Here is a 20,185-nt window from a genome sequence, read left to right on the forward strand (position 1 = left end):
TGTACTGGTTTGCACCAACCACCAGCTCTCTGTTACAGGGAAACAACAACTACTGCTTTTCCTTTCAATGCATGACTATTTAATTTTCAAGTTGAACCACTAAAATACAAAAAGTCCCTACTGAATAAATCAGTAGGGACGATATTTATCGCGGTACCACCCTAGTTGTAGACTAACTTTCCGTCTACCTCTCTTCACTGTTAACGATCAATTGACCGCTTTTTCCTCATAAAGACAAACTATCTTTATTACGAAAAAGATGCTCCAAGACTGTAATTCATGATTATCCCTGTACTGGTTCACACCAACCACCAGCTCTCTGTTACAGTAAGACTAACCACTACTGTGATCTCTTCATTGCACTTTGTTTATTCAAATGTTTTTGAAATTGAATAAGTATGATTCGTATTATAGAACGCTTTTCAAAACACTGTCAACAACTTTTTATATATTTTTTAAAATTCCACTTTCGTCCTATAATTCTTTTTGTAAATCACCCATTACAATTCCTATGCGAATTATTTCATTTTCTAGTAAATGTAAAACATATTCCTCTACTTCATACTGAACTAATAATTCTTTTATTTGTATGATTTCTTTTTCAAATAAAACGGCTTCGTGACATGTTTGTAGTAAAATAAAAAACACATTTGCAAACATTTCTTTATGCGCTTTCATACTTTCTTTTTTATGAAGCATTTCAATCAATAACCGCTTCATTTCCTCACCTGTACATTTACCATGTACACTTGAAAATGCACGAGACATAATACATAATCCTTTTTCTAATATTTCATCCATGTATAAAATAATACGTAAAAGCATCACATATTCTCTCGCAGTTATCTCACCCATTTTTGGTCGTTCTCGCAAAAATACACTGAGCCAAGCTGTCCAAAACTTTTGTTGTTCTTTTACACTTAATGTTTTGACGTAATAGCATAAAAACTGCATAAACTTAATTTTATTTTCTTCATTTTCTAGTATGAGTAACGGGTATAACCAATTTGTTTTTTGCTCCCAATATAGTACACATTTAATAAATACAAAGCTAAGCCACTTCAAGAAAGCTTCTCTCGTATGCGGATGTAACACTTCCAAATGTTCTATCGCATACTTAATAAATCGCTTCATTTCTGTAAATAAAGGTAAATTTATTTGCGTGTAACATAAGCCGGCCCATGCATATTCCGTAATCTCGTTTTGTTTTTTTAAATCTAAGTATGGTAACAAATATTTTCGGCACCATTGTTTTTCAATATGATATAGAAATGTAATATCTGCTATTAAACGAGCAAACATAAAGTTTGTTCGTTCCGAATTAACTCTTACTTGTTCTTCAAATAAAAATAAATATTCATATACATTACGATCGTATAAATGATCATATGATAACAACTTTAATAATACAGCCGTCATTTTTCCAACTGGATGCTGAATTGATTCATTATAAAAATCTTGTTTCCCAAGCTTAAAGTCTGTATCACTCTTCATAACTTGAGGGAACACTGAAAAAGCAAATCGTTTTACAACACGTATACTATTCTCTTCTAACTCTTCTAGTCGATTACTAATTTCATATAGAAAACTACTAATTAACCAATGAAAAGCAGTATTTCTAACAAATTTCTGCAATAGCGGAATAATTTTTTGGATTTGCTCATTCGTCAATCCTCGATTATTTCGCCATTCTCTAATACAAACAAACCATACTTCATTACTTATTTCTTGCACTCCTACTAATTGGTATGCAAATGAAATACTCCACTCTGTGTTTAATTTACATGCTTTTGATAACATCTCTAAAAAATGGCGTTGTTCAAAAACACCATCTTGCGAAAATTGCTGAACTTGCTTCATAATTTCAACATCTTTCAGCTGCAATAATCCGTCAGCAGTTACATTACAAGTAATGCTTTCTGCTGTATCCTCTTTCTTTTGTACACTGTATCGTTCAGAATGAAAATGAGGATGCTTTTGCTTCATTAACTCATACCCATTTGCCGTAGATGGGCTATTTGAATCACACTTGAATAATAAGTCTAATACGAGATATGCATCAAATACCCTCTCTTCTGTAAGATGCTTTATTACAGTTCGAGTGACTTCTTCTTTTGTTTTTTCTAAACAATATGCATAATGCCTTTTTAAAAGTTGAAAAACTTCGTGTTTATAAGTGAAATCTAAAAGAAGTCCTTCATGTAACAACCATTTCATTTTGTCATCTACACGAACAAAAATATTTTTATTCATCGCATCAATTGCAATTCGCTTTTGAAGTACACTATTTGCTTCTATCATTTCTGTAATATAATAATCCGCTTTTTTCTCATTGTTTTCGCATAAATAAGTTAGACACTCTTTTACAATTCGTATTAAAAATGCAAGATCATTTTGATGAAACTCTTTCTCTACATTTTCCTTATTTCTTTTTTTCAGTGCCGTTTGTCTTAACGACAACATTCTCAATTTTTCTAATCCAATCATCATAATTGGAACAGCATAATAAGCGATATATGGCCTCATCTTTTCGTTCCAAATTTGCTCCACATGAGAAAATGTAGATACTGGTAAGCGACTCGATTCCTCGAGTTCTATTGATTCTTGCGTATCATTCCCCCATTTTCTTACACGTTTCAACTTCAGTTTTCCGTCTAAAATAAAAGTTAGTAACAATAAGGCAATTTCTTTATGCTCAGGAAAAGAACATTTTTGCAGTAACTTAGAAATCTTTTCTATAGAGCTACTATCTTTTTCAGCTGTTTCTAATAAAAGGAGTGTCCACCTTGCAAACAACAGCGGGTCCATCTTACTCTTCGTTTCGTTTAAGTAGTTACAAATTGTTCTCCATAATAACGGTGATATTTTAGAATAGTTTTTATAAATTAATTGAAATAATTCTTTCTGATGACTAAAAAGAAATTGTTCCACTAACCATTCTGCAAGTAATTCATCTACTTCATTATAGTTTGGCGTAAGCATAAACAAATTTTGTAATTTACCTTCTGCTTCTAACCATTCGACCCATTCATAATCATGAGCAAATTCCACAAAGTAACGTACTGTTTCAATTTTTTTAATCGATTGCTTTATGTATGATAATTGTTCCTGTTCTACTGACGGGGGAACCGTTACAATATCCCGAATACGCATTCTTTTCGTAATATAATTATCACCCATTAATTCAGCCCAGCGTTTTACTGCTTTTACGAGGGGTTGATGGTTATTCACCTTATTCGGATACACAATTGGTCTTATCCCTAAATGTTCCCAATGGTACGTATTTTCTCCTTGTGCGACAAAAGCAAATCGTCTTGTACTTGGTGGTAAACCAGTTGCTAAATATTTCATTACTGGGTCATTATGACTATATCCAATGAATAAAACGGTGTAATTTGAGAATAGATCAACTAAAAATCTTCTCGCCCACCCTTCCGTTAAGTAAGCCCTTCCAAAATCACCATCTGTTAAAATTAAAGCCTCTTTCTCCTGTTCTACATTACCATGTATATAAGCAAGACCTTTAAAAGCTCTCCCAGTCGGTAAAGCTGGAGCGTAATAAACATTGATATCTCTATTTATTTCTTTAATTGCTGTTGTAAAATGTTGATCAAAATTTGTTGTTACAATGCGGATATCTGTATCTAAAGGAAATAGCCTTGGAATTGCATAATGCAATGGATTCGGTTTTGATTTCTCTATATGAACAAGATCTCTTGCGACTTGATGTACATCTTTTGTTTTCGCAATTTTACCAAGATAATAATCATGTGGTTCTGTTATTTCACGTTTTTCGACATATAACGTTTTTGCAATTTCATCAACTAAATCATCAAAATTCGGTAAGTTTGATTTCCCTTTCATAGAAACTCCCGCTCCAACAAATAATACTAACTTTCCTTGCTCAAGGTGATCAATTAACTCATCTGGAATTTCTACTTCTGAAGTAATCCACATCCTGGATTCCCCCTTACCTAAAAATGTCATACACTCTCATTTTACTATAACATTTTTTCGTTGTTTTTATAATATTTAGACTAAATTCCGAACATGAAAAAGTTTTATGTAAATAAATCCGTTACAATGTATGAACTCCAGAATTTATTGAAAAACTATGTATAAATCGGAGGTGTAAATTTTGAATGATTTCACAGTAGTGCTTATCAAGTTTATATCGTGCATTATCGCATTTAGCATTGGGCTTGCTTTATTTTTCCCTGCAACGTTTGTTCAAATTATTTCATTCAGTCTCTTTGTTACAATCGTATCCTACATGTTCGTTGATAAAATCATTTTAAATCGAATTGGCAATACTGGTGCCATTATGTCGGATTTCTTATTAACATATTTAAGCGTATGGATTTTCGGTAATATTTTATTAGACAACTATATGCAAATTGCATGGGGCAGTATCCTTTCTGCCATCGTCTTCACTTTATCTGAAGTAATCGTTCATCGCTTCTCTAACTCTCATACAAGGCACAACAATGATAACATTCGTATTAATCGCCGCTTTGCATATGGTACAGAGTTTGCTGAAGAACAAAATATATTGGATAAAGATAAAAAAAAGTAACGTTTTAATGCAGGAGCGCCCTTTTTAATTATGTGGTGCTCCTTTTTTTATTTTTTCATTATGGTACGTGAAATTATATAAGTGATTATTTCAAAATACCGACCTACTAACAATATTTGACGCTATTTTTTCTAATAAAAAACTGCCTCTTATTTAGAGGCAGCCACTTTTAAGTCTTTTACTGCAACAACATCCGCAAACGCTCCCAATACTGCGTTATGATGTTTCACAATATCTTCAGCACGTAACACTTCTGTATTAAATGTACTATGTGCATCACTCACTAACGTTACTTTATATCCTTCACTACATGCTCTGCGCGTTGTCGTATCTACACAATACTCTGTTTGCATTCCCGAAAGAATAACGTGTTCAATTCCTTTCTCTTGTAACACTTCGCTTAAGTTTGTATTATGGAATGAATCTGGAGTCGTCTTTTCAACTATATGATCTCCTTCTTGCGGAGCGATGGCCGCATGGATTCGCCATCCATCCGTACCTTTTTCTAACGGATGATCTTTAGGACCGTTATGTTGGATATAAATAACTGGAATATCATTTGAACGACATTCCCTAATAAGCTCTTGCAATGTTTGTAAAAACTTTCCCCCATTATGTACTGGCATTCCAGCTGTATACATACCCGCTTGCACATCAATTACGATTAATGCTTTTTTCATTTCACACATCCCCCTTTGTTTGTATAAGCCATTATTATTGTTTATATTCCATCATCCAACAATCTTCTAATTTCCCCTCATGCAACTCATGTTCCTTTAAAATCTTTACTTTTTTAAATCCACTTTTTTCATAACACTTTATTGCTCGTTCATTATTTACTTTCGGATCCATTGCAATTGCTTCTGCTCCCATTTCACCCATAATATATGTAATTGCTGCCTGAACGAGTTTTGTTCCAATTCCCTTTCCCCAATAGGCTGGTTCACCGATAAATTGATCCATACCCCATACATTTTGTGATTCTTTATAGCCATATAACGCTTTCCACTCTGAATCCACTGGGTACATTTGTATGTAACCAATCGGAATGTTATCAAATTCTATTAAACATCTTTTTTCATTACTGTTTGGACTATGTATAAAATGATCAAGCACCTTTTCTACAGATTGCGGATTATCTCGTCCTTCGTAATACCGCAGGACTGCTGGGTCCATTAACCATTTAGAAATGATAGATGCATCATCTTCCATTACGTATCTAATCAATAAACCTTCTTTTTGAAAAAGCATATTCTACCTCTATTATTCCTTTATATTTTTTCTTGCTGTTACATCTTTCATTGCACCTACTAATGCATATGGTAGTAATGTAATCGCAAAAAATGCTGTAAATACGTTAAATTGCGGGATTGTATAGAGTGTGAACCATTCAGTGAAAAATTGAGAATTTAATATTCTATTAAAAAACTCTCCGCCTGGCCTAAAGTTTGGTACCCACCCAGTTATTTCACACAAAATAAACAGTAACTGAACAATAAAAAATGCCCCTAGATAACGAAACTTACCCCCCTCCTTAAATATCCATCATATTGATTATACACTTTCCTCACTTTATTTGTTAAAATTTTCTATATAATTAATACTGTTGGGGGAATACATTATGTCTAATCCTATATTTACATCCACTTTAATCATTCTTAGAGGAAACTCCGCAAGTGGTAAAACAACGATTGCAAAACAACTACAAGAACATTTCGGACAAGGGACACTTTTAGTATCACAGGATGTTGTACGTAGAGATATGCTTAGAGTACACGACACAATGGGTAATTTATCACATGATTTACTATTTGAAATTACGAAGTACGGAAAAGGAAAATGTGAATTTGTTATTTTAGAAGGTATATTGAACAGTCATAGGTATGGTGAGATGTTAGAAGAATTAATTCGTTATTTTGATGAAAATGCATTTGCATATTACTTTGATTTATCATTAGAGGAAACTATTAGACGACATAACACAAGGGACAAACGACACGAATTTGGTGAAGATTCCCTACAAAAATGGTATAATCCGCACGATACTATTAAGGTTGCCAGAGAAACTATTTTTACAGATAACTTTACGCAAAAAGATATATTTGATGCAATTCTTAATGATGTTGCGATCAAAAAACAAGCCTAACATATTATGTTAGGCTTGTTATGTATTTTGTATTTCAGTTTTTATAATTGAACAATCTATACATAAATAATAGTATATATTCATTTCCCCAAACTGGAAATTAACTACTGAAATAAGTCCACGTTCCTCAATATCTTGAGTAATTGTAGCAACATATTTCATCTCTTTCGCACAAGTTGGACACGCCAAATCCTTTGGAAGATCATCATATAACGGTACCCCTAATAATCTACATACATATTCAGAACCGAACAAGTCAAAAGCTTCCCAGTAACTATCTTCATCTGTAGGTATATCTTCATTTTTCATATTTATAAGCTTTACCGTTGTTTTTGGTAATAAAACTGGTAACTTATATTCCTCTTCCATTATCCATTCTTCTGTATTTTGCTGCTGTATGATTTGAACAGTTTTCCCTCCATCACTTAACTGAAAATATTGCGGTTCCCATACCATCGCGCAGTTTAAACATGAAACGAATGGTAAAATATTTAGTTCATTACTTTTAAGTTCAGCAAGTCTCCCATCTTTTAAATCAAAACAGAGAATTTGATGCATCTTTTCACCGCATAACTTACATACTGGCAAATTACAATCTTGACCGCCAAAATAATGATTATATGAACCTCTTCCTTCAATTACTCTATACCCTTTCCTTTCTTTGCAATGTGCACCATATAATTCTGTTGTCATATTCTATCCTCGCCTTTTATAAGAATGATTCACAAAATGATAATAATTAAGACTAAAAAACATCGTCTTCCTGAATAGTTTCCATAATAAATTCTTTTAAACTCGGAGATATTTCTTCCATTTCGTCATCCGCGTGATACCAAATGTATATTTCATCATCCATTTTTCCATTATTTATTTTAAAGCACAATTTATCCCCTGAACCATCGTCACCAATTATGATAAGGTTTTCTGGCATATACTCATCTCTCATGTCAACATTTTGTCTAACTATATCATCCCAAGTTTTCGTTACATTTCTATTATCTTTAATCGGATATAGTATCCATTCCCCTATTTCAGCATTATTAACTAATTTAATAAGATCCCTATATTGATTTGGGAAAGCAGCACCTAACTTTTCTTCAGTTTCTTTTATTTGCAGCTCCAATACACCTTGTTTCTTTGTTTCAATATATTCTCTTACTTCTTTCATGAAATACACCTATCCTTTGAACTTAATTACACTATTATGAGTGAAAGTGTTTAGTAAACGATTTGATCCAATTTATACATTTCATTATACGTTAATCCTTCGTTTTCAACATACTACTCTTCTCTACTTCTCAATAAACTTCTGTTCTACTTCCTTACCTCATTCTTAATAGTTTTATTTTCTAAACATCATACAATTTTTATGTTTTGTTACAGGTTTAGTAATAAGCCATTTAAAAATCCTATTATCCTTCTACTAAAAAAATAAAAGCCAGCCTCAATAAAGAGAACTGACTTCTATTTGGATAATTATTGTTACTATAAAATTTTCACTTTAACAGTTTGTCTTCCCCAATTCATAGCTTTACTTTTTGAACCCATTAAAACATCAATACGATTACCTTTAATTGCACTTCCAGTATCACCAGCGATAGCTTCTCCATAGCCTTCTACCCATACTTTAGATCCTAATGGGATTACTTTCGGGTCAACTGCGATAATTCTCATATTCGGATTTGCCGTTAAATCATGCCCCATCGCAGTTAAAACGCGTCCACCATATGTACCATTTTCACTTGGATCAGCAGTATACGCTGTCGCTACTACCGTTAATTCACGTTTAGCAGACTGTATGTTGTTTTTAGATGCTTCTTTCGCTCTCTCTTCTTCTTTAGCTTTTGCTATTTCTCTTGCTTTTTCTTCTTCTTTAGTTTTTGCTATTTCTCTTGCTTTTTCTTCTTCTTTAGTTTTTGCTATTTCTCTTGCCTTCTCTTCTTCTTTAGCTTTTGCTATTTCTCTTGCCTTCTCTTCTTCTTTAGCTTTTGCTATTTCTCTTGCTTTTTCTTCTTCTTTAGCTTTTACTATTTCTTGCGCTTTCGGTTCTTCTTTGACTTTTGCCTCTTCTTTAGGCTTTACTATTTCTTGCGCTTTCGGTTCTTCTTTGACTTTTGCCTCTTCTTTAGGCTTTACTATTTCTTGCGCTTTTACTTCTTCTTTGACTTTTGCTTCTTCTTTAGGCTTTACTATTTCTTGCACTTTCGGTTCTTCTTTAACTTTTACTTCTTCTTTGACTTTTACCTCTTCTTTAGGCTTTACTATTTCTTGCGCTTTCTCTTCTTTTTTAACTTTTACTTCTTCTTTGACTTTTAACTCTTCTTTAGGCTTTACTATTTCTTGTGCTTTCGTTGTTTCTTTCGCTTTTGCTACTTTCTGCGTCTTTACTTCTTTCTTTTCTTTAACTGATTTTTGTACTTTCGCTACTTGCTTCGTTTTCTCTTCAGTTTTCTTTTCAGTTGGTGCTGTACTTGATAGGAAAGAAACGTTTGCATAAGCAGTTTTTCCTTTATACTCAAATTGCAGCCATCCGTCTTTTACTTGATGCGTTGATTCAATTACATCATCTTTTTTTAGTCTGCCAAGAATTTCTGAATCCGTGTTTGCTTCAGTGCGTACATTTAACAAATTCGCCGTTACATGATATACATCTTTTGTAAACTCCGAACTTACAAACACTTCTTTACCATTCAACTCAATTTTTGACCAGCCATCTTCGGTATTTATGACTTTTAACTCTTGCCCATTCTTTACTTTTTCGACCACTTTTGATTCTGTAGTCGGTTTTTCACGTACGTTAAGTACATCTGCTGTTACAATTGTTTCTGCGGTAGCAGTTGTGGTAAACGCCCCCAATCCAAAAACAGTTGCTGTTGCTGCGCCAATTACTTTTTTCATATTAGCCTCCATTAAATTTTTTTGAATTTTACCAAATGCCTTCGTAAAATTGTATAATCTTACATAATATCAAAACATTTGCAACAGTATATTAATATTGTTTAATATACTGTTATTAAAACTCCTTACTCCAATACTATCAAATTCTCATTTCTAATTCTATATATTATAAATCTCCTTATCTTTTATAAAAGCTCCATGCCCTTCTTCACACTAAATAGTTGTAGCAATTCCCGCCAAAAATAAACTTACGATTGCTAAAATTTGAGTAGCGACTATAGCCCCTCTTAAATGAAACTTATAATCTTTATATCCTTTCATACCTTCCGTACTAGGAATCACAACAAACCTTGGAGTAATCCAGCAAAAAATTAGCCAATCAATTATAAGTAAATCTACTAAATTGAAAATCATTAAAATACCAAAAGTGTGTAAATAGGCATCCATATACATTAATTTTTCATGCTTATGTAGTATATATGTAGAAATGAAAGGAGTACCGAAAAGAATAGTATTATATAAAATATTAAAATAAATGGTTTGCTTTTTTTCATGAATCGATTTTGGAAAAACTACTTTTTGAATATCTTTCGGATAATCAGTTAATGAAAGTCGAGGATTATAATATAAGGACCCTAAAATCATTACAGATAGTACAATAGACATGATGACACCAACGTACATCATTTGCTCAAATTGATTCATATACTGTATTCACCCTTTTCTGTAATTACTATGATGGTCATTCACTTAATTACATATTGTATGTACGTACATAATCAAAAATTAACAACTAGCTTTAATAGCAAAGCAAAATTGTTGCAATGCAAATGCAAATTTAATACAGTGGAAGCCTAATTGATACAGATAGGATTGGTGAAACCTATGAAAATTGAACATATCGCAATTTGGGTAAATGACTTAGAATGTATGCGTGATTTTTATATAAAATACTTTAATGGTAAAGCAAACTCGTTATACCATAATGAAATGAAACAATTTGAATCTTATTTTATTACGTTCGAATCTGGAGCAAGGCTTGAACTTATGCGTAAAAAAGGGGTTGAAAATAAGCCTAATTTAAACATAACTGGCTATGCTCATATGGCTTTTTCTGTCGGTAGTGAAGAACGAGTGAATGAACTGACAAAGGTGATAAAAGATGCTGGTTATCCTTTATTAAATGGACCACGTTTTACTGGAGATGGCTATTATGAAAGTGTAATAGGTGATCCAGAAGGCAATCAAATAGAAATTACGATTTAACTTACCCTTTTTTACCACCTCCATATTTTCCCACGGATTAGGCGGTGCTGTTGCTGAGGTGCCAAATGAGGCAACTGCTTACTTTTACCGAAAAGCACTATCAAACATGTCAATATTCGCTACTTGGGAGCAACCAGAAGGTGCCGCTGGAAGTATTCGATGGGTTGAAGACTTCCGCTTAGCGATGCTTCCATTTACAAAAAGTGTCTACGTTAATACGCCTGACCTATCCATTAAAAATTGGCCAGATGCATACTTCAGTTGCAACTTTGACCGATTAATGGAAGTAAAAGCGAAATATGATTCGAAAAATATTTTTAACTTTCCGCAAAGTATTCCGCTTTTTCAAACTATATATTACACCTAATATATTAAAATATAAAACATCCATTTTTTAAATGGGTGTTTTATAAATAAAGTTTACATAATATAATTATTGGTTAATTCTTTTACTAAATATCTATTCAACAATCCAAAGTAACACTTTCTCAAACTCTTTTTTGGACAACATACTTTCGTTTATATAGCCATTCTTTTAATTGTACTTCATCCAAAGCTCCGTTCCCCTCTCATGATCCTTCACACTATATTCGCTCGTTTTTCACAAAAGGTTCATTTTACATGAAAATTTATTTATTACAATAAAAATATAAGGTATATTTTTATGAAAAGGAGGAATTCAAGAATGAATACAGAGGATAAAATTTACGCTGAAAAAGTGTTAAAAAATCTCTTTATCGGATCACAAGTTGATGGATTACAATTTGGTATTTCTTCAGGCGCTATAAAGATTCAATTTACAAACTTTCACGACTCCGTTGATTATGACGAGCAATTATATATCAATATCGAATCAAAATGGTGTTTATTTAATAAACCTCAAAAAAGATACCCATTAAATGAAGATGAATTTGAAGTTTATTCTGAGGAAGAAGAATATGAAAGAATATTTAAGATAAGAAGACAAAAAGTTACCGATATACAACTTGACTTAGAAAGCCCTCATTTAATTATTACATTAGATAGTGGACAAATTATTTTTTTAAATGGTTTTCATGATTATTATGAATGTTGGCAAGCTGGTGTCCTATGTGAGCAATGGCTTGTAGTCGCTGCACCTGGGAATGAAATCGCCACTTGGGCTCCTGATGCGTTTATCGATAAGTAAACTGTCTTCACGAAGAAGAAACGAAGATATTTTATGAAGTACTATACTAATGAACTACATAATCATTTCTATTACACGTAAACAAAATGACCATTTTGCTTTAATAGAACTCACTTTATTAAAGTTGAAAGGATGATAATGATGGCATGTGTCCATGATTTTGGAATAATTGACGAATTTAATTCTCAAAAAAGTTACAATGATTATACACCAGAGAAATATCATTGTATTTCTGTTAATGATGATATTATCAGTAGTTTAAATCAAAATTTATCAATTATGAAAACTTACTTTCATACAGTCAAAAATCAGGAATACGGTTTAGCTTATTGTGGTATTACAATTATCCCTCCTGAATCTTTAGCAATTTTCTATGAAACAGTTACATCTTCAAAGTTCTTCAGAAAATCTGATGAGCTGAATGAGTTAGCTTCAAAAATTGTACAAGCTACAGCAGAACAGAAGTACATGATCCATTATGGGGTTTAAATGTAATTCAAAAAATGCTTAGGATTTCTCCGAAGCATTTTTTGTATGTTACTAATACATTTATTCCTTAACCATTTAGTCAATGCTTGAGCCTATGGTCCCTTCTTTTACAAGTGAGGGCGCCCCTATTAATCTAAATAAGCGTCTCATTTCCAATCTTCCAGCTAAACCATCTCCCATGCCCTTCTGTTTCTCCAACCGTTTCACGATATTCGTTTCCGTTAATATAATAATCAATATGAAGGTCACGATCCCACATGTTGTTATACAGGTGGAATACATCACGTTTTGCGCCAATTTCTTGTATTTGTTTTTCTAACTTATGTTTTACTTGTTCTTGTATTTGATTTGCGACGTGTGTATGGAAAATACAAATAACAGCTTCTTCACTTATTTGTTCAATAATAGATGATAATAGCTCTACACCGTCTCCTTCTATTAATTGGACAGATTCATTTTTCACTAAAGATGCAGCTTGATCAAACATCTCAAACCTTTCTTTATGCTCTGGCCAAATTAAAGCACGTAACCATAAATAATCTTCCTCATTATGTAAATCATTCACATGTAAGTCCAGTCCGATTCTTTCTACGACAGATGGGCTTTCTTTTAGAAAATGCGGCACATTCTCCCCTCTTATTTCAGAAGTTACATGCACATTTGAATCTATATTTCCGTACATTTCATCCGTCCCGTACGAATAACGATATTGGTCCCAGAACAGTTGCAACCCAGAACTTGTCCCAATTTCAATTAACGCTAACGGCTTCTTCACTTTGTTAAATATGTAGCAGAAACTTGGGTATAAGTATGCGCACCGTCTTACTTCATTTGTTTGAACGAGTTTCGTTTGTAACAAAGTAATGATTTCTTCTCGGTACTCTTTACAGAAATCTTTAAAATGATTAAAAGCTTTATCTAAATTTGTATCAGCATTTTCAACTAAACTACTATAATACGTTTTTAAATGATGTTCTTTCCCTGCTAGCAATAAATAATGTACTGCACCTAATAGTAAGTTTGGGACTGGTTGACCTACCTGAGCATAGGACGATAGTGTAAGTACTTCCTCATCTTCAGCAATTTTCATTGATAAATATTCATATAAATCACTTGACCCTTTACATTCCTTTATTGAAAAGTTTCGAAATAAGTTTGAAATTTGTTCTTTTGTACACATTAGAGTCCCTCCTTTTTATTTTTCAGAATAATCTTACCATTACAGAAAGAATAATCCCATAAAAAGGTACTCGATTTAGTCACTTAAGGATACGTAAGCTTTTTCGAGATAATTTCAAACTGTAATTTTTTTCTATTTACCACCTTAAAAGAGCTTGTTAAATAAGATTTTTAGCGAATAAAACGTTAAATAGTTTAAAATTATCAGATAACACTAGATATTTTAGTCTATTAATTATTATAATAGAGTATGAGATGGTTATATAATTGAGACAAAAAAGGTATACACCTAGGTGGGGCCTAGGCGGTGTTTCTCTTTTACGGCTTAGACATAGAAAACACCTACACTTTTTTGCCAATATAGGGGATGGAGAGATTATCATGAGCAACATGCAGCAAAAAACAGACGTTATCTTAATTGGTGCAGGAATTATGAGTGCAACGTTAGGCTCATTACTAAAAGAATTAGCACCAGAATGGGAAATTAAAGTTTTTGAAAAACTCGCAAGTGCCGGGGAAGAAAGCTCTAACGAATGGAATAATGCAGGTACAGGGCATTCTGCGCTATGCGAACTGAACTATACTTCCGAAAAAGCTGACGGATCTATAGATATTAGTAAGGCTGTAAAAGTGAATGAGCAATTCCAGCTTTCAAGACAATTTTGGGCATATCTTGTAAAGAGCAAATTAATTCGTAATCCACAAGATTTTATTATGCCACTACCTCATATGAGTTTAGTACAAGGGGAAAAAAATGTTGAGTTTCTAAAAAACCGTTTTGAAGCGCTTTCAAAAAATCCACTGTTTCAAGGAATGGAATTTTCTGATGCTCCTGAAACATTAAAAAAATGGCTTCCACTCATTATGGAAGGTCGCACATCTAATGAACCGATGGCGGCAACGAAGATTGACTCTGGAACAGATGTTAACTTCGGTGCATTAACACGTATGTTGTTTGATTACTTAAAAACAAAAAATGTCGAGCTAAACTACAAGCATAGTGTCGAAAATATTAAGCGCACGAAAAATGGTTTGTGGGAAGTAAAAGTACACGATATGAATAGTGGTAAAATTGAGCATCATACTGCTAAATTCGTCTTTATTGGCGGCGGTGGCGGTAGCCTACCTCTACTTCAAAAGACTGGTATCCCTGAATCAAAGCATATCGGTGGCTTCCCAGTAAGTGGACTATTTATGGTATGTAAAAACCAAAAAGTTGTAGAGCAGCATCATGCGAAAGTGTACGGTAAAGCTAAAGTTGGCGCTCCGCCAATGTCTGTACCTCATCTAGATACGAGATATATAGACAATAAAAAAGCTTTACTGTTTGGACCATTCGCAGGCTTCTCACCTAAATTCTTAAAAACTGGCTCAAATCTTGACTTAATCGGTTCTGTAAAACCGAATAATGTCTTAACGATGTTAGCCGCTGGTGTAAAAGAAATGGGACTTACAAAATACTTAATTCAGCAAGTTATGTTATCACATGAAAAACGTATGGAAGAATTACGCGAATTCATTCCGAACGCGAAAAGTGAAGATTGGGATATTGTAGTTGCTGGACAACGTGTACAAGTAATTAAAGATACTGATGCTGGCGGTAAAGGAACACTTCAATTTGGTACAGAAGTAGTAAGTGCAGCTGACGGCTCAATCGCCGCATTACTAGGCGCATCACCAGGTGCTTCTACTGCTGTTCACGTCATGCTCGAAGTATTAGAAAAATGTTTCCCAAGCCGCATGGTAGAATGGGAAGAAAAAATAAAAGAAATGATTCCTTCATATGGCATTTCACTAACTGAAAATCCAAGATTGTTCCAAGACCTTCACACTTCTACTGGTCGTACACTTGGATTAAACGAAAAAGAAACTGTTCATAATTAATGCAGAAATAAAAAAACGTCCGATATATTCGGACGTTTTTTTGTCTACTAAAAATTATACTTATCAATATTATCTTTCGTAAATACAACTCGTTCTGGTAATACGATAATTCCGTTCCCTTCTGCCTCATAATCATATCCTTGAATGGAGTTTGGCTCTACTTTCACTTTTCCAATTCCTTTTACTTCGAAGCTATCCCCTACTTTTAACTTCTTCCCTTTTACAACAATTTCATTTGCTACATACGTTGCGAGAGCACCTTGTTGTTTTACATCCCATAAACCAAATTGTTGTACTGTTCCTCGTTTTACATAATCACGCATAACGTTCGGTGTAGAAAATCCAGTTACCACTACTTTTTTATCCATTTTTAAGTTTTCAGCTGCCTGCGCCATTGCTGGGAGTGCTGTTGCATCTGGACAAATAACTGCGTTAATATCTGGATACGTTTTTAATATGTTCTCCCCTACGGATAAAGATTTTTGTGCATTATTTTCACCGTACTGCGTCGTTACAATTTCCCAGTTCGGATATTTCTTTTTAATAATTTCTTTCGCTTTCGTTACCCATTGGTTTTGATCCGTTACTGTCGGGCTAGAATAAAAGAATGCTACTTTTCCTTTATCTCCAATTTGCTTAGAAGTCATTTCTATTAATAAGTTAGCAAGTTGGTCTGGTGTTCCTTGGCTTATATAAAAAGAACGATCTTTCGGATTCACATCAGAATCCCATGTTAAGACGGTCATTCCTTTTTTCTTAGCACGTTGTAGTGATTGCGATAAACCATCAACTGATGTAGAGGAAACCATAAGTGCATCATAGTTTTGGTTAATAAAATTATTTATATACTTTACTTGCCCTGATACACTCGCTTCAGACGGCCCATCATATTTCACTTGTACGCCTAGCTTCTCTCCCATCTCCTTTGCTCCTTCACCTCCCGATGTGAAGAAACCAACTCCTGTTAATTTCGGAATAAATGCAAATTTCACATCATCAGCCTTTTTCTTATCTGCCGTTTGGCTAGAACACGCAATTAAACCGATTAAACAAATACATACAATCAATACAATCCCTAGTTTTCTCTTCATGACATTTCCCCCTTATGCAAACTCTGTCTTTTCCCCGCTAAAAATTGATGTAATTTGAAATGTCTCATAATAACTGAAAGAATAAGGATAATACCTATTACTACATTGGATTGTTCATTTGTTAAACCCGTCATTTGCAAGCCATACTGCATGAGCCCAATGAAAATACTCGCCAGTACAGTACCGAAAATACTTCCTTTTCCACCTGTAATAAGTGTCCCGCCTAATACAACTGCTGTAATAATTGGTAATATTGTTTCGCTTCCTATATCAGCACGTGCAGAACCGAAATATGCAGTTAAGAAAGCTCCTCCTAATCCACCTCCTAACCCAGAAAGTATGTAAGCAATGATTACTACTTTCTTCGTCTTAATCCCGGTGTATTTTGCTGCATTTTCATTCGCGCCTGTTAATTTTACGTGGCGCCCATATATCGTTCGGTGAAACAAAATCGTGCATACAATTGTTAATAAAATAAGTAGCCATAATAAATTGGGTATTCCTATAAAACTACCATTTGCTAGTTGTACATAAGTATCAGGTAAGCCGCTTATCCCTTCATATCCAGAAGCACCTGCCCCTCCTGAAATGACGAGTGCAATTCCTCCGTATAAAAACATCGTTCCGAGTGTAACGACTAGTGGTTCTACATCTGTCAATTTTATAATAAGCCCATTTAAAGCTCCTGCTAAGCAACTGACTATAAGTGCCATTATTACTGCTAGTAAAATATGAATTCCATTCATCCAAAACACACCAATTAAAATCGAGGTTAGCCCCATAATTGATCCTACAGATACGTCAATTCCTCCTGTTACAATAACGAAAGTCATTGGAATTGCCGCGATTGCTATGAATAGAAAATCATTTGTACTAAAAAGGAGATTACTAATATTTAAGAAATTGCTGTTTATAAAACTAAAGAGAATGAATTCTATAAGAAGTAATATGATTAACACACCTTCCCATCTGTAAAAATACTTCATAGATTCATTCTCCTTTCTGCTTTCCACTTCTTCATGACGCTATCTAATATGATAATAAGTAATAGTAAAAAACCTGAAATAGCATTATTCCAAAATGCTGGTATTTTTAAAAAGATAAGTGAACTGCTTATCACTTCTAAAAACAATGCTCCTAGTGCAGCTCCAAATATAGAACCTGTTCCTCCTTTTAGATGAATTCCTCCTAGCACAGCAGCTGCAATCACCTGTAGTTCCATTCCTGTACCAGTTTGATTTGGAACGAACCCGATATTCATAACAAATATGCAACCAGCGAGCGCAGCGCTTATGCCTGAAATCATAAACGCATATATCTTCACTTTATTAACAGGTATACCAATAAGCCTCGCGCCATCTTCATTATCACCTACCGCATAAAAGTATCTTCCCAATGGCACTTCTCTTAAAAAAAAGTATAGTAGTAGTAAAATAATAAGAACGAACCATACAGTTATAGGTAAACCAAGAATGATGATAGATGACAGCTGCTTAAAATCGTTTGGAATATCTTCAATCCACTTCCCGCCTGTGAAAATTAACATTGCACCTCTAACAATTCCTAACATGCCTAATGTCATAATAATGGCTGGTACCCGAAACTTCGCAACTCCAATACCATTTACGAAACCGATAATGGCCCCAAGTATAATAGCTACAAATATCGACAAGAATGCACTATACCCATTCGTTAACATCATTCCGCAAACTGCTGCACTTAATCCCATGCTTGAACCAACTGATACATCTATATTTTTCGTAAATAAGACGAACGATTGACCGATTGCTAGCACGACTAAAATAACGCTTGATTTCATCAGTAAAGATAACGAGGTAAATTGAATAAAACTAGGGTTTATCATCCCTACAATAGCTATATAAATTAGTAGTAACATTATGATAGACGTTTCGTGCATTTTATACATACGTTTCATTCCGTTACACCTCCGTATGCAAGGCGTGTAACTTCATTCACACTCAGTTGTTCTTTTTCCATATGAGAAACAAATCGCCCATTTCTCATTACATATACACGGTTTACTAATTGGATAATTTCTTCAACATCTGAAGAGATTAATAAAATTGCGAGTCCTTCCCTTTTCATTTTTTTTATCGTCTCATACACTTCAAGCCTTGCTTTCGCATCAATTCCGCGAGTCGGCTCATCAAGAATAATAATTTTAGGATTACATGCAAGATACTTCGCAAGCACGACCTTCTGCTGATTACCTCCTGATAAAGATGCCAATTCTTTATTCATATTCTGTACAACAATTCGGAACTGTTCTATAAACGAATTAACTAAAGCGCTTTCTTTTTCTTGATTTATAAAAAAGCGATTATTTTGATATAAACTTGCTGCTGCAATATTTTCTTTAACAGAAGCAATTGAGAAAATTCCATTCCTCGCCCTATCCTCTGGCACATAAACTAGTCCTTCGTCTAGCCTTTTATGCAAAGAACACGTATCAATTGATTTTCCCCCCAATAAGATAGACCCTGATTTTATAGTTTTCAATCCAAATATCGCTTCTGCTAATTCCGTTCTGCCAGATCCTATAATGCCAGCAACACCTACAACCTCACCCGCATGTACAGTGAATGATATATTTTCGAATGCGTGACCATTTATATCAACTACTTCTAATATTTTTTTCGTCTTTGCTGTCTCTTGAACTACTTCTATTTTCTCTTTCTGTTTATATCCTTTTGGCAATAGTCCCTCCATCAGCATGTCATATGTATAGTCACATACATCACCTTGGCTTACAACCATTCCATCACGTAGTATTGCTACTTTGTTGGCAATTTCAAAGATTTCTGGAAAACGATGCGTAATATAAATCATCCCAATTCCTTTTTCTTGTAAACTTTTCATCAACACAAAAAGACTCTTAATTTCGTGTGTTGTTAATGTCGATGTTGGCTCATCTAGAATAAGAATCTCAGCTTCTCTTATTAATCCTCTAACGATTTCTACTAACTGTTGTTGCGCAATAGATAACGATTCTCCCTGTTCATTAAGATCAATATCCCAACTTAAACTGTCAATTAATTGCTGAACTTTTACTTTAAGCTTCTTTCTATTCCCCTTTAATCCAATACATATATTTTCTTCAATGGTCATATGCGGAAAAATGAGCGGTTCTTGTGGTATTAAATAAATCCCTTCTTGGTGTGCTTCTTTTGGATTTGCAAACTGCTGTCTCTTTCCTTTCACATACATTTCTCCACTATCATACGAATATAACCCCGTTAATATTTTCATTAATGTCGATTTCCCGGCGCCATTTCCACCAACTAAAGCGTATATATCACCATGCTCTACTTGTAAGTTCACTTCCTTTAGCACAAGTTGATTCGAAAACGCCTTACTCATTTTCTTCACTTGTAATAAGGGCACATTCTCCACATGATGTCACCTGCCTTTACCCAGAACATTTTTTGAGAAAATGATTATTTGTTCTACTTGTTTTGTAGCATTGT

20 protein-coding genes and 2 other annotated features (1 of these 22 only partly in view) are annotated in these 20,185 nt (G+C 33.8%); of the genes, 7 read left to right on the forward strand and 13 right to left on the reverse strand.

What is annotated here, in order from left to right; all coding sequences use genetic code 11:
- Positions 1-77 (reverse strand) — a binding site (T-box leader); it reaches 159 nt to the left of the window's first position.
- Positions 78-131: 54 nt separating this feature from the next.
- Positions 132-367, reverse strand: a binding site (T-box leader).
- A gap of 107 nt (positions 368-474) precedes the next feature.
- Complete coding sequence (locus N2V80_RS14570) at positions 475-3,957, reverse strand: DUF4020 domain-containing protein (protein WP_065703850.1); 3,483 nt, start codon at positions 3,955-3,957, stop codon at positions 475-477.
- A gap of 181 nt (positions 3,958-4,138) precedes the next feature.
- On the opposite strand from N2V80_RS14570, the gene N2V80_RS14575 reads away from it, so the two are divergent.
- Positions 4,139-4,576: a YndM family protein gene (locus N2V80_RS14575; protein WP_000997702.1), complete on the forward strand. Its 438-nt coding sequence runs from the start codon at positions 4,139-4,141 to the stop codon at positions 4,574-4,576.
- Between the two features lie 149 nt (positions 4,577-4,725).
- Here N2V80_RS14575 and N2V80_RS14580 read toward each other — a convergent pair whose 3' ends face one another.
- The 3 genes from N2V80_RS14580 to N2V80_RS14590 are packed head-to-tail and all read right to left on the reverse strand — an operon-like array spanning position 4,726 to position 6,118.
- A complete protein-coding gene (locus N2V80_RS14580; protein WP_000709536.1) occupies positions 4,726-5,256 on the reverse strand; it encodes a cysteine hydrolase family protein in 531 nt (176 codons plus the stop codon).
- Positions 5,257-5,290: 34 nt separating this feature from the next.
- On the reverse strand, positions 5,291-5,827 hold the full coding sequence (locus N2V80_RS14585; protein ID WP_000898764.1) for a GNAT family N-acetyltransferase: 537 nt from the start codon (positions 5,825-5,827) through the stop codon (positions 5,291-5,293).
- A gap of 12 nt (positions 5,828-5,839) precedes the next feature.
- A complete protein-coding gene (locus N2V80_RS14590) occupies positions 5,840-6,118 on the reverse strand; it encodes a YfzA family protein (protein ID WP_033667163.1) in 279 nt (92 codons plus the stop codon).
- Positions 6,119-6,197: 79 nt separating this feature from the next.
- On the opposite strand from N2V80_RS14590, the gene N2V80_RS14595 reads away from it, so the two are divergent.
- Entirely contained in the window at positions 6,198-6,722 is a 525-nt protein-coding gene (locus N2V80_RS14595; protein WP_000070080.1) for a kinase, read from the forward strand.
- 18 nt (positions 6,723-6,740) lie between these two features.
- On the opposite strand, the gene N2V80_RS14600 is transcribed toward N2V80_RS14595, so the two are convergent.
- From N2V80_RS14600 to N2V80_RS14615, 4 genes are all read right to left on the reverse strand, one after another.
- On the reverse strand, positions 6,741-7,415 hold the full coding sequence (locus N2V80_RS14600; RefSeq protein ID WP_000206086.1) for a hypothetical protein: 675 nt from the start codon (positions 7,413-7,415) through the stop codon (positions 6,741-6,743).
- 52 nt (positions 7,416-7,467) lie between these two features.
- Positions 7,468-7,890, reverse strand: a complete 423-nt coding sequence (locus tag N2V80_RS14605; RefSeq protein ID WP_000665936.1) for an SMI1/KNR4 family protein — start codon at positions 7,888-7,890, stop codon at positions 7,468-7,470.
- Between the two features lie 317 nt (positions 7,891-8,207).
- On the reverse strand, positions 8,208-9,620 hold the full coding sequence (gene entB / locus N2V80_RS14610) for a cell wall-binding protein EntB (protein ID WP_340980033.1): 1,413 nt from the start codon (positions 9,618-9,620) through the stop codon (positions 8,208-8,210).
- 213 nt (positions 9,621-9,833) lie between these two features.
- Entirely contained in the window at positions 9,834-10,325 is a 492-nt protein-coding gene (locus tag N2V80_RS14615) for a hypothetical protein (RefSeq protein WP_001071234.1), read from the reverse strand.
- A 180-nt stretch (positions 10,326-10,505) separates the two neighbouring features.
- Between N2V80_RS14615 and N2V80_RS14620 the strand changes: the two genes are divergently transcribed.
- The 4 genes from N2V80_RS14620 to N2V80_RS14635 all read left to right on the forward strand — a co-directional run bounded on the left by N2V80_RS14620 (position 10,506) and on the right by N2V80_RS14635 (position 12,543).
- Positions 10,506-10,886, forward strand: coding sequence for a VOC family protein (locus tag N2V80_RS14620; RefSeq protein WP_000687533.1), 381 nt, complete (start codon positions 10,506-10,508; stop codon positions 10,884-10,886).
- A gap of 58 nt (positions 10,887-10,944) precedes the next feature.
- Positions 10,945-11,253: a BBE domain-containing protein gene (locus N2V80_RS14625; RefSeq protein WP_061655469.1), complete on the forward strand. Its 309-nt coding sequence runs from the start codon at positions 10,945-10,947 to the stop codon at positions 11,251-11,253.
- A 318-nt stretch (positions 11,254-11,571) separates the two neighbouring features.
- Entirely contained in the window at positions 11,572-12,054 is a 483-nt protein-coding gene (locus tag N2V80_RS14630; protein ID WP_001090921.1) for a hypothetical protein, read from the forward strand.
- Positions 12,055-12,192: 138 nt separating this feature from the next.
- A complete protein-coding gene (locus N2V80_RS14635; protein ID WP_002061671.1) occupies positions 12,193-12,543 on the forward strand; it encodes a hypothetical protein in 351 nt (116 codons plus the stop codon).
- Between the two features lie 133 nt (positions 12,544-12,676).
- On the opposite strand, the gene N2V80_RS14640 is transcribed toward N2V80_RS14635, so the two are convergent.
- Positions 12,677-13,723: a DUF2332 domain-containing protein gene (locus N2V80_RS14640; protein WP_000337436.1), complete on the reverse strand. Its 1,047-nt coding sequence runs from the start codon at positions 13,721-13,723 to the stop codon at positions 12,677-12,679.
- Between the two features lie 380 nt (positions 13,724-14,103).
- Here N2V80_RS14640 and N2V80_RS14645 point away from each other — a divergent pair, with 380 nt between their 5' ends.
- Entirely contained in the window at positions 14,104-15,606 is a 1,503-nt protein-coding gene (locus tag N2V80_RS14645) for a malate:quinone oxidoreductase (protein WP_000069138.1), read from the forward strand.
- Positions 15,607-15,653: 47 nt separating this feature from the next.
- Here N2V80_RS14645 and lsrB read toward each other — a convergent pair whose 3' ends face one another.
- The 4 genes from lsrB to N2V80_RS14665 are packed head-to-tail and all read right to left on the reverse strand — an operon-like array spanning position 15,654 to position 20,111.
- Positions 15,654-16,697: an autoinducer 2 ABC transporter substrate-binding protein LsrB gene (gene lsrB / locus N2V80_RS14650; RefSeq protein ID WP_000823656.1), complete on the reverse strand. Its 1,044-nt coding sequence runs from the start codon at positions 16,695-16,697 to the stop codon at positions 15,654-15,656.
- A complete protein-coding gene (locus N2V80_RS14655) occupies positions 16,694-17,683 on the reverse strand; it encodes an ABC transporter permease (RefSeq protein ID WP_000873530.1) in 990 nt (329 codons plus the stop codon). Before N2V80_RS14655 ends, lsrB begins: the two co-directional genes overlap by 4 nt.
- Complete coding sequence (locus tag N2V80_RS14660) at positions 17,680-18,633, reverse strand: ABC transporter permease subunit (RefSeq protein ID WP_000827684.1); 954 nt, start codon at positions 18,631-18,633, stop codon at positions 17,680-17,682. The genes N2V80_RS14655 and N2V80_RS14660 overlap by 4 nt, the downstream gene beginning before the upstream one ends.
- Positions 18,630-20,111, reverse strand: a complete 1,482-nt coding sequence (locus N2V80_RS14665; RefSeq protein WP_000432630.1) for a sugar ABC transporter ATP-binding protein — start codon at positions 20,109-20,111, stop codon at positions 18,630-18,632. Before N2V80_RS14665 ends, N2V80_RS14660 begins: the two co-directional genes overlap by 4 nt.
- Positions 20,112-20,185 lie beyond the last annotated feature (74 nt).

This window comes from Bacillus sp. FSL W8-0640 (genome assembly GCF_038007725.1).
In the GTDB taxonomy this organism is placed as follows: Bacteria; Bacillota; Bacilli; order Bacillales; family Bacillaceae_G; genus Bacillus_A; species Bacillus_A cereus.

Excerpts from the sequence above, each read along its gene's own strand:
- N2V80_RS14570 (WP_065703850.1), bottom strand. The coding sequence starts at position 3,957 with ATGTGGATTACTTCAGAAGTAGAAATTCCAGATGAGTTAATTGATCAC.
- N2V80_RS14580 (WP_000709536.1), bottom strand. The coding sequence starts at position 5,256 with ATGAAAAAAGCATTAATCGTAATTGATGTGCAAGCGGGTATGTATACA.
- N2V80_RS14585 (WP_000898764.1), bottom strand. The coding sequence starts at position 5,827 with ATGCTTTTTCAAAAAGAAGGTTTATTGATTAGATACGTAATGGAAGAT.
- N2V80_RS14595 (WP_000070080.1), top strand. The coding sequence starts at position 6,198 with ATGTCTAATCCTATATTTACATCCACTTTAATCATTCTTAGAGGAAAC.
- N2V80_RS14600 (WP_000206086.1), bottom strand. The coding sequence starts at position 7,415 with ATGACAACAGAATTATATGGTGCACATTGCAAAGAAAGGAAAGGGTAT.
- N2V80_RS14605 (WP_000665936.1), bottom strand. The coding sequence starts at position 7,890 with ATGAAAGAAGTAAGAGAATATATTGAAACAAAGAAACAAGGTGTATTG.
- entB (WP_340980033.1), bottom strand. The coding sequence starts at position 9,620 with ATGAAAAAAGTAATTGGCGCAGCAACAGCAACTGTTTTTGGATTGGGG.
- N2V80_RS14615 (WP_001071234.1), bottom strand. The coding sequence starts at position 10,325 with ATGAATCAATTTGAGCAAATGATGTACGTTGGTGTCATCATGTCTATT.
- N2V80_RS14620 (WP_000687533.1), top strand. The coding sequence starts at position 10,506 with ATGAAAATTGAACATATCGCAATTTGGGTAAATGACTTAGAATGTATG.
- N2V80_RS14630 (WP_001090921.1), top strand. The coding sequence starts at position 11,572 with ATGAATACAGAGGATAAAATTTACGCTGAAAAAGTGTTAAAAAATCTC.
- N2V80_RS14635 (WP_002061671.1), top strand. The coding sequence starts at position 12,193 with ATGATGGCATGTGTCCATGATTTTGGAATAATTGACGAATTTAATTCT.
- N2V80_RS14640 (WP_000337436.1), bottom strand. The coding sequence starts at position 13,723 with ATGTGTACAAAAGAACAAATTTCAAACTTATTTCGAAACTTTTCAATA.
- N2V80_RS14645 (WP_000069138.1), top strand. The coding sequence starts at position 14,104 with ATGAGCAACATGCAGCAAAAAACAGACGTTATCTTAATTGGTGCAGGA.
- lsrB (WP_000823656.1), bottom strand. The coding sequence starts at position 16,697 with ATGAAGAGAAAACTAGGGATTGTATTGATTGTATGTATTTGTTTAATC.
- N2V80_RS14655 (WP_000873530.1), bottom strand. The coding sequence starts at position 17,683 with ATGAAGTATTTTTACAGATGGGAAGGTGTGTTAATCATATTACTTCTT.
- N2V80_RS14660 (WP_000827684.1), bottom strand. The coding sequence starts at position 18,633 with ATGAAACGTATGTATAAAATGCACGAAACGTCTATCATAATGTTACTA.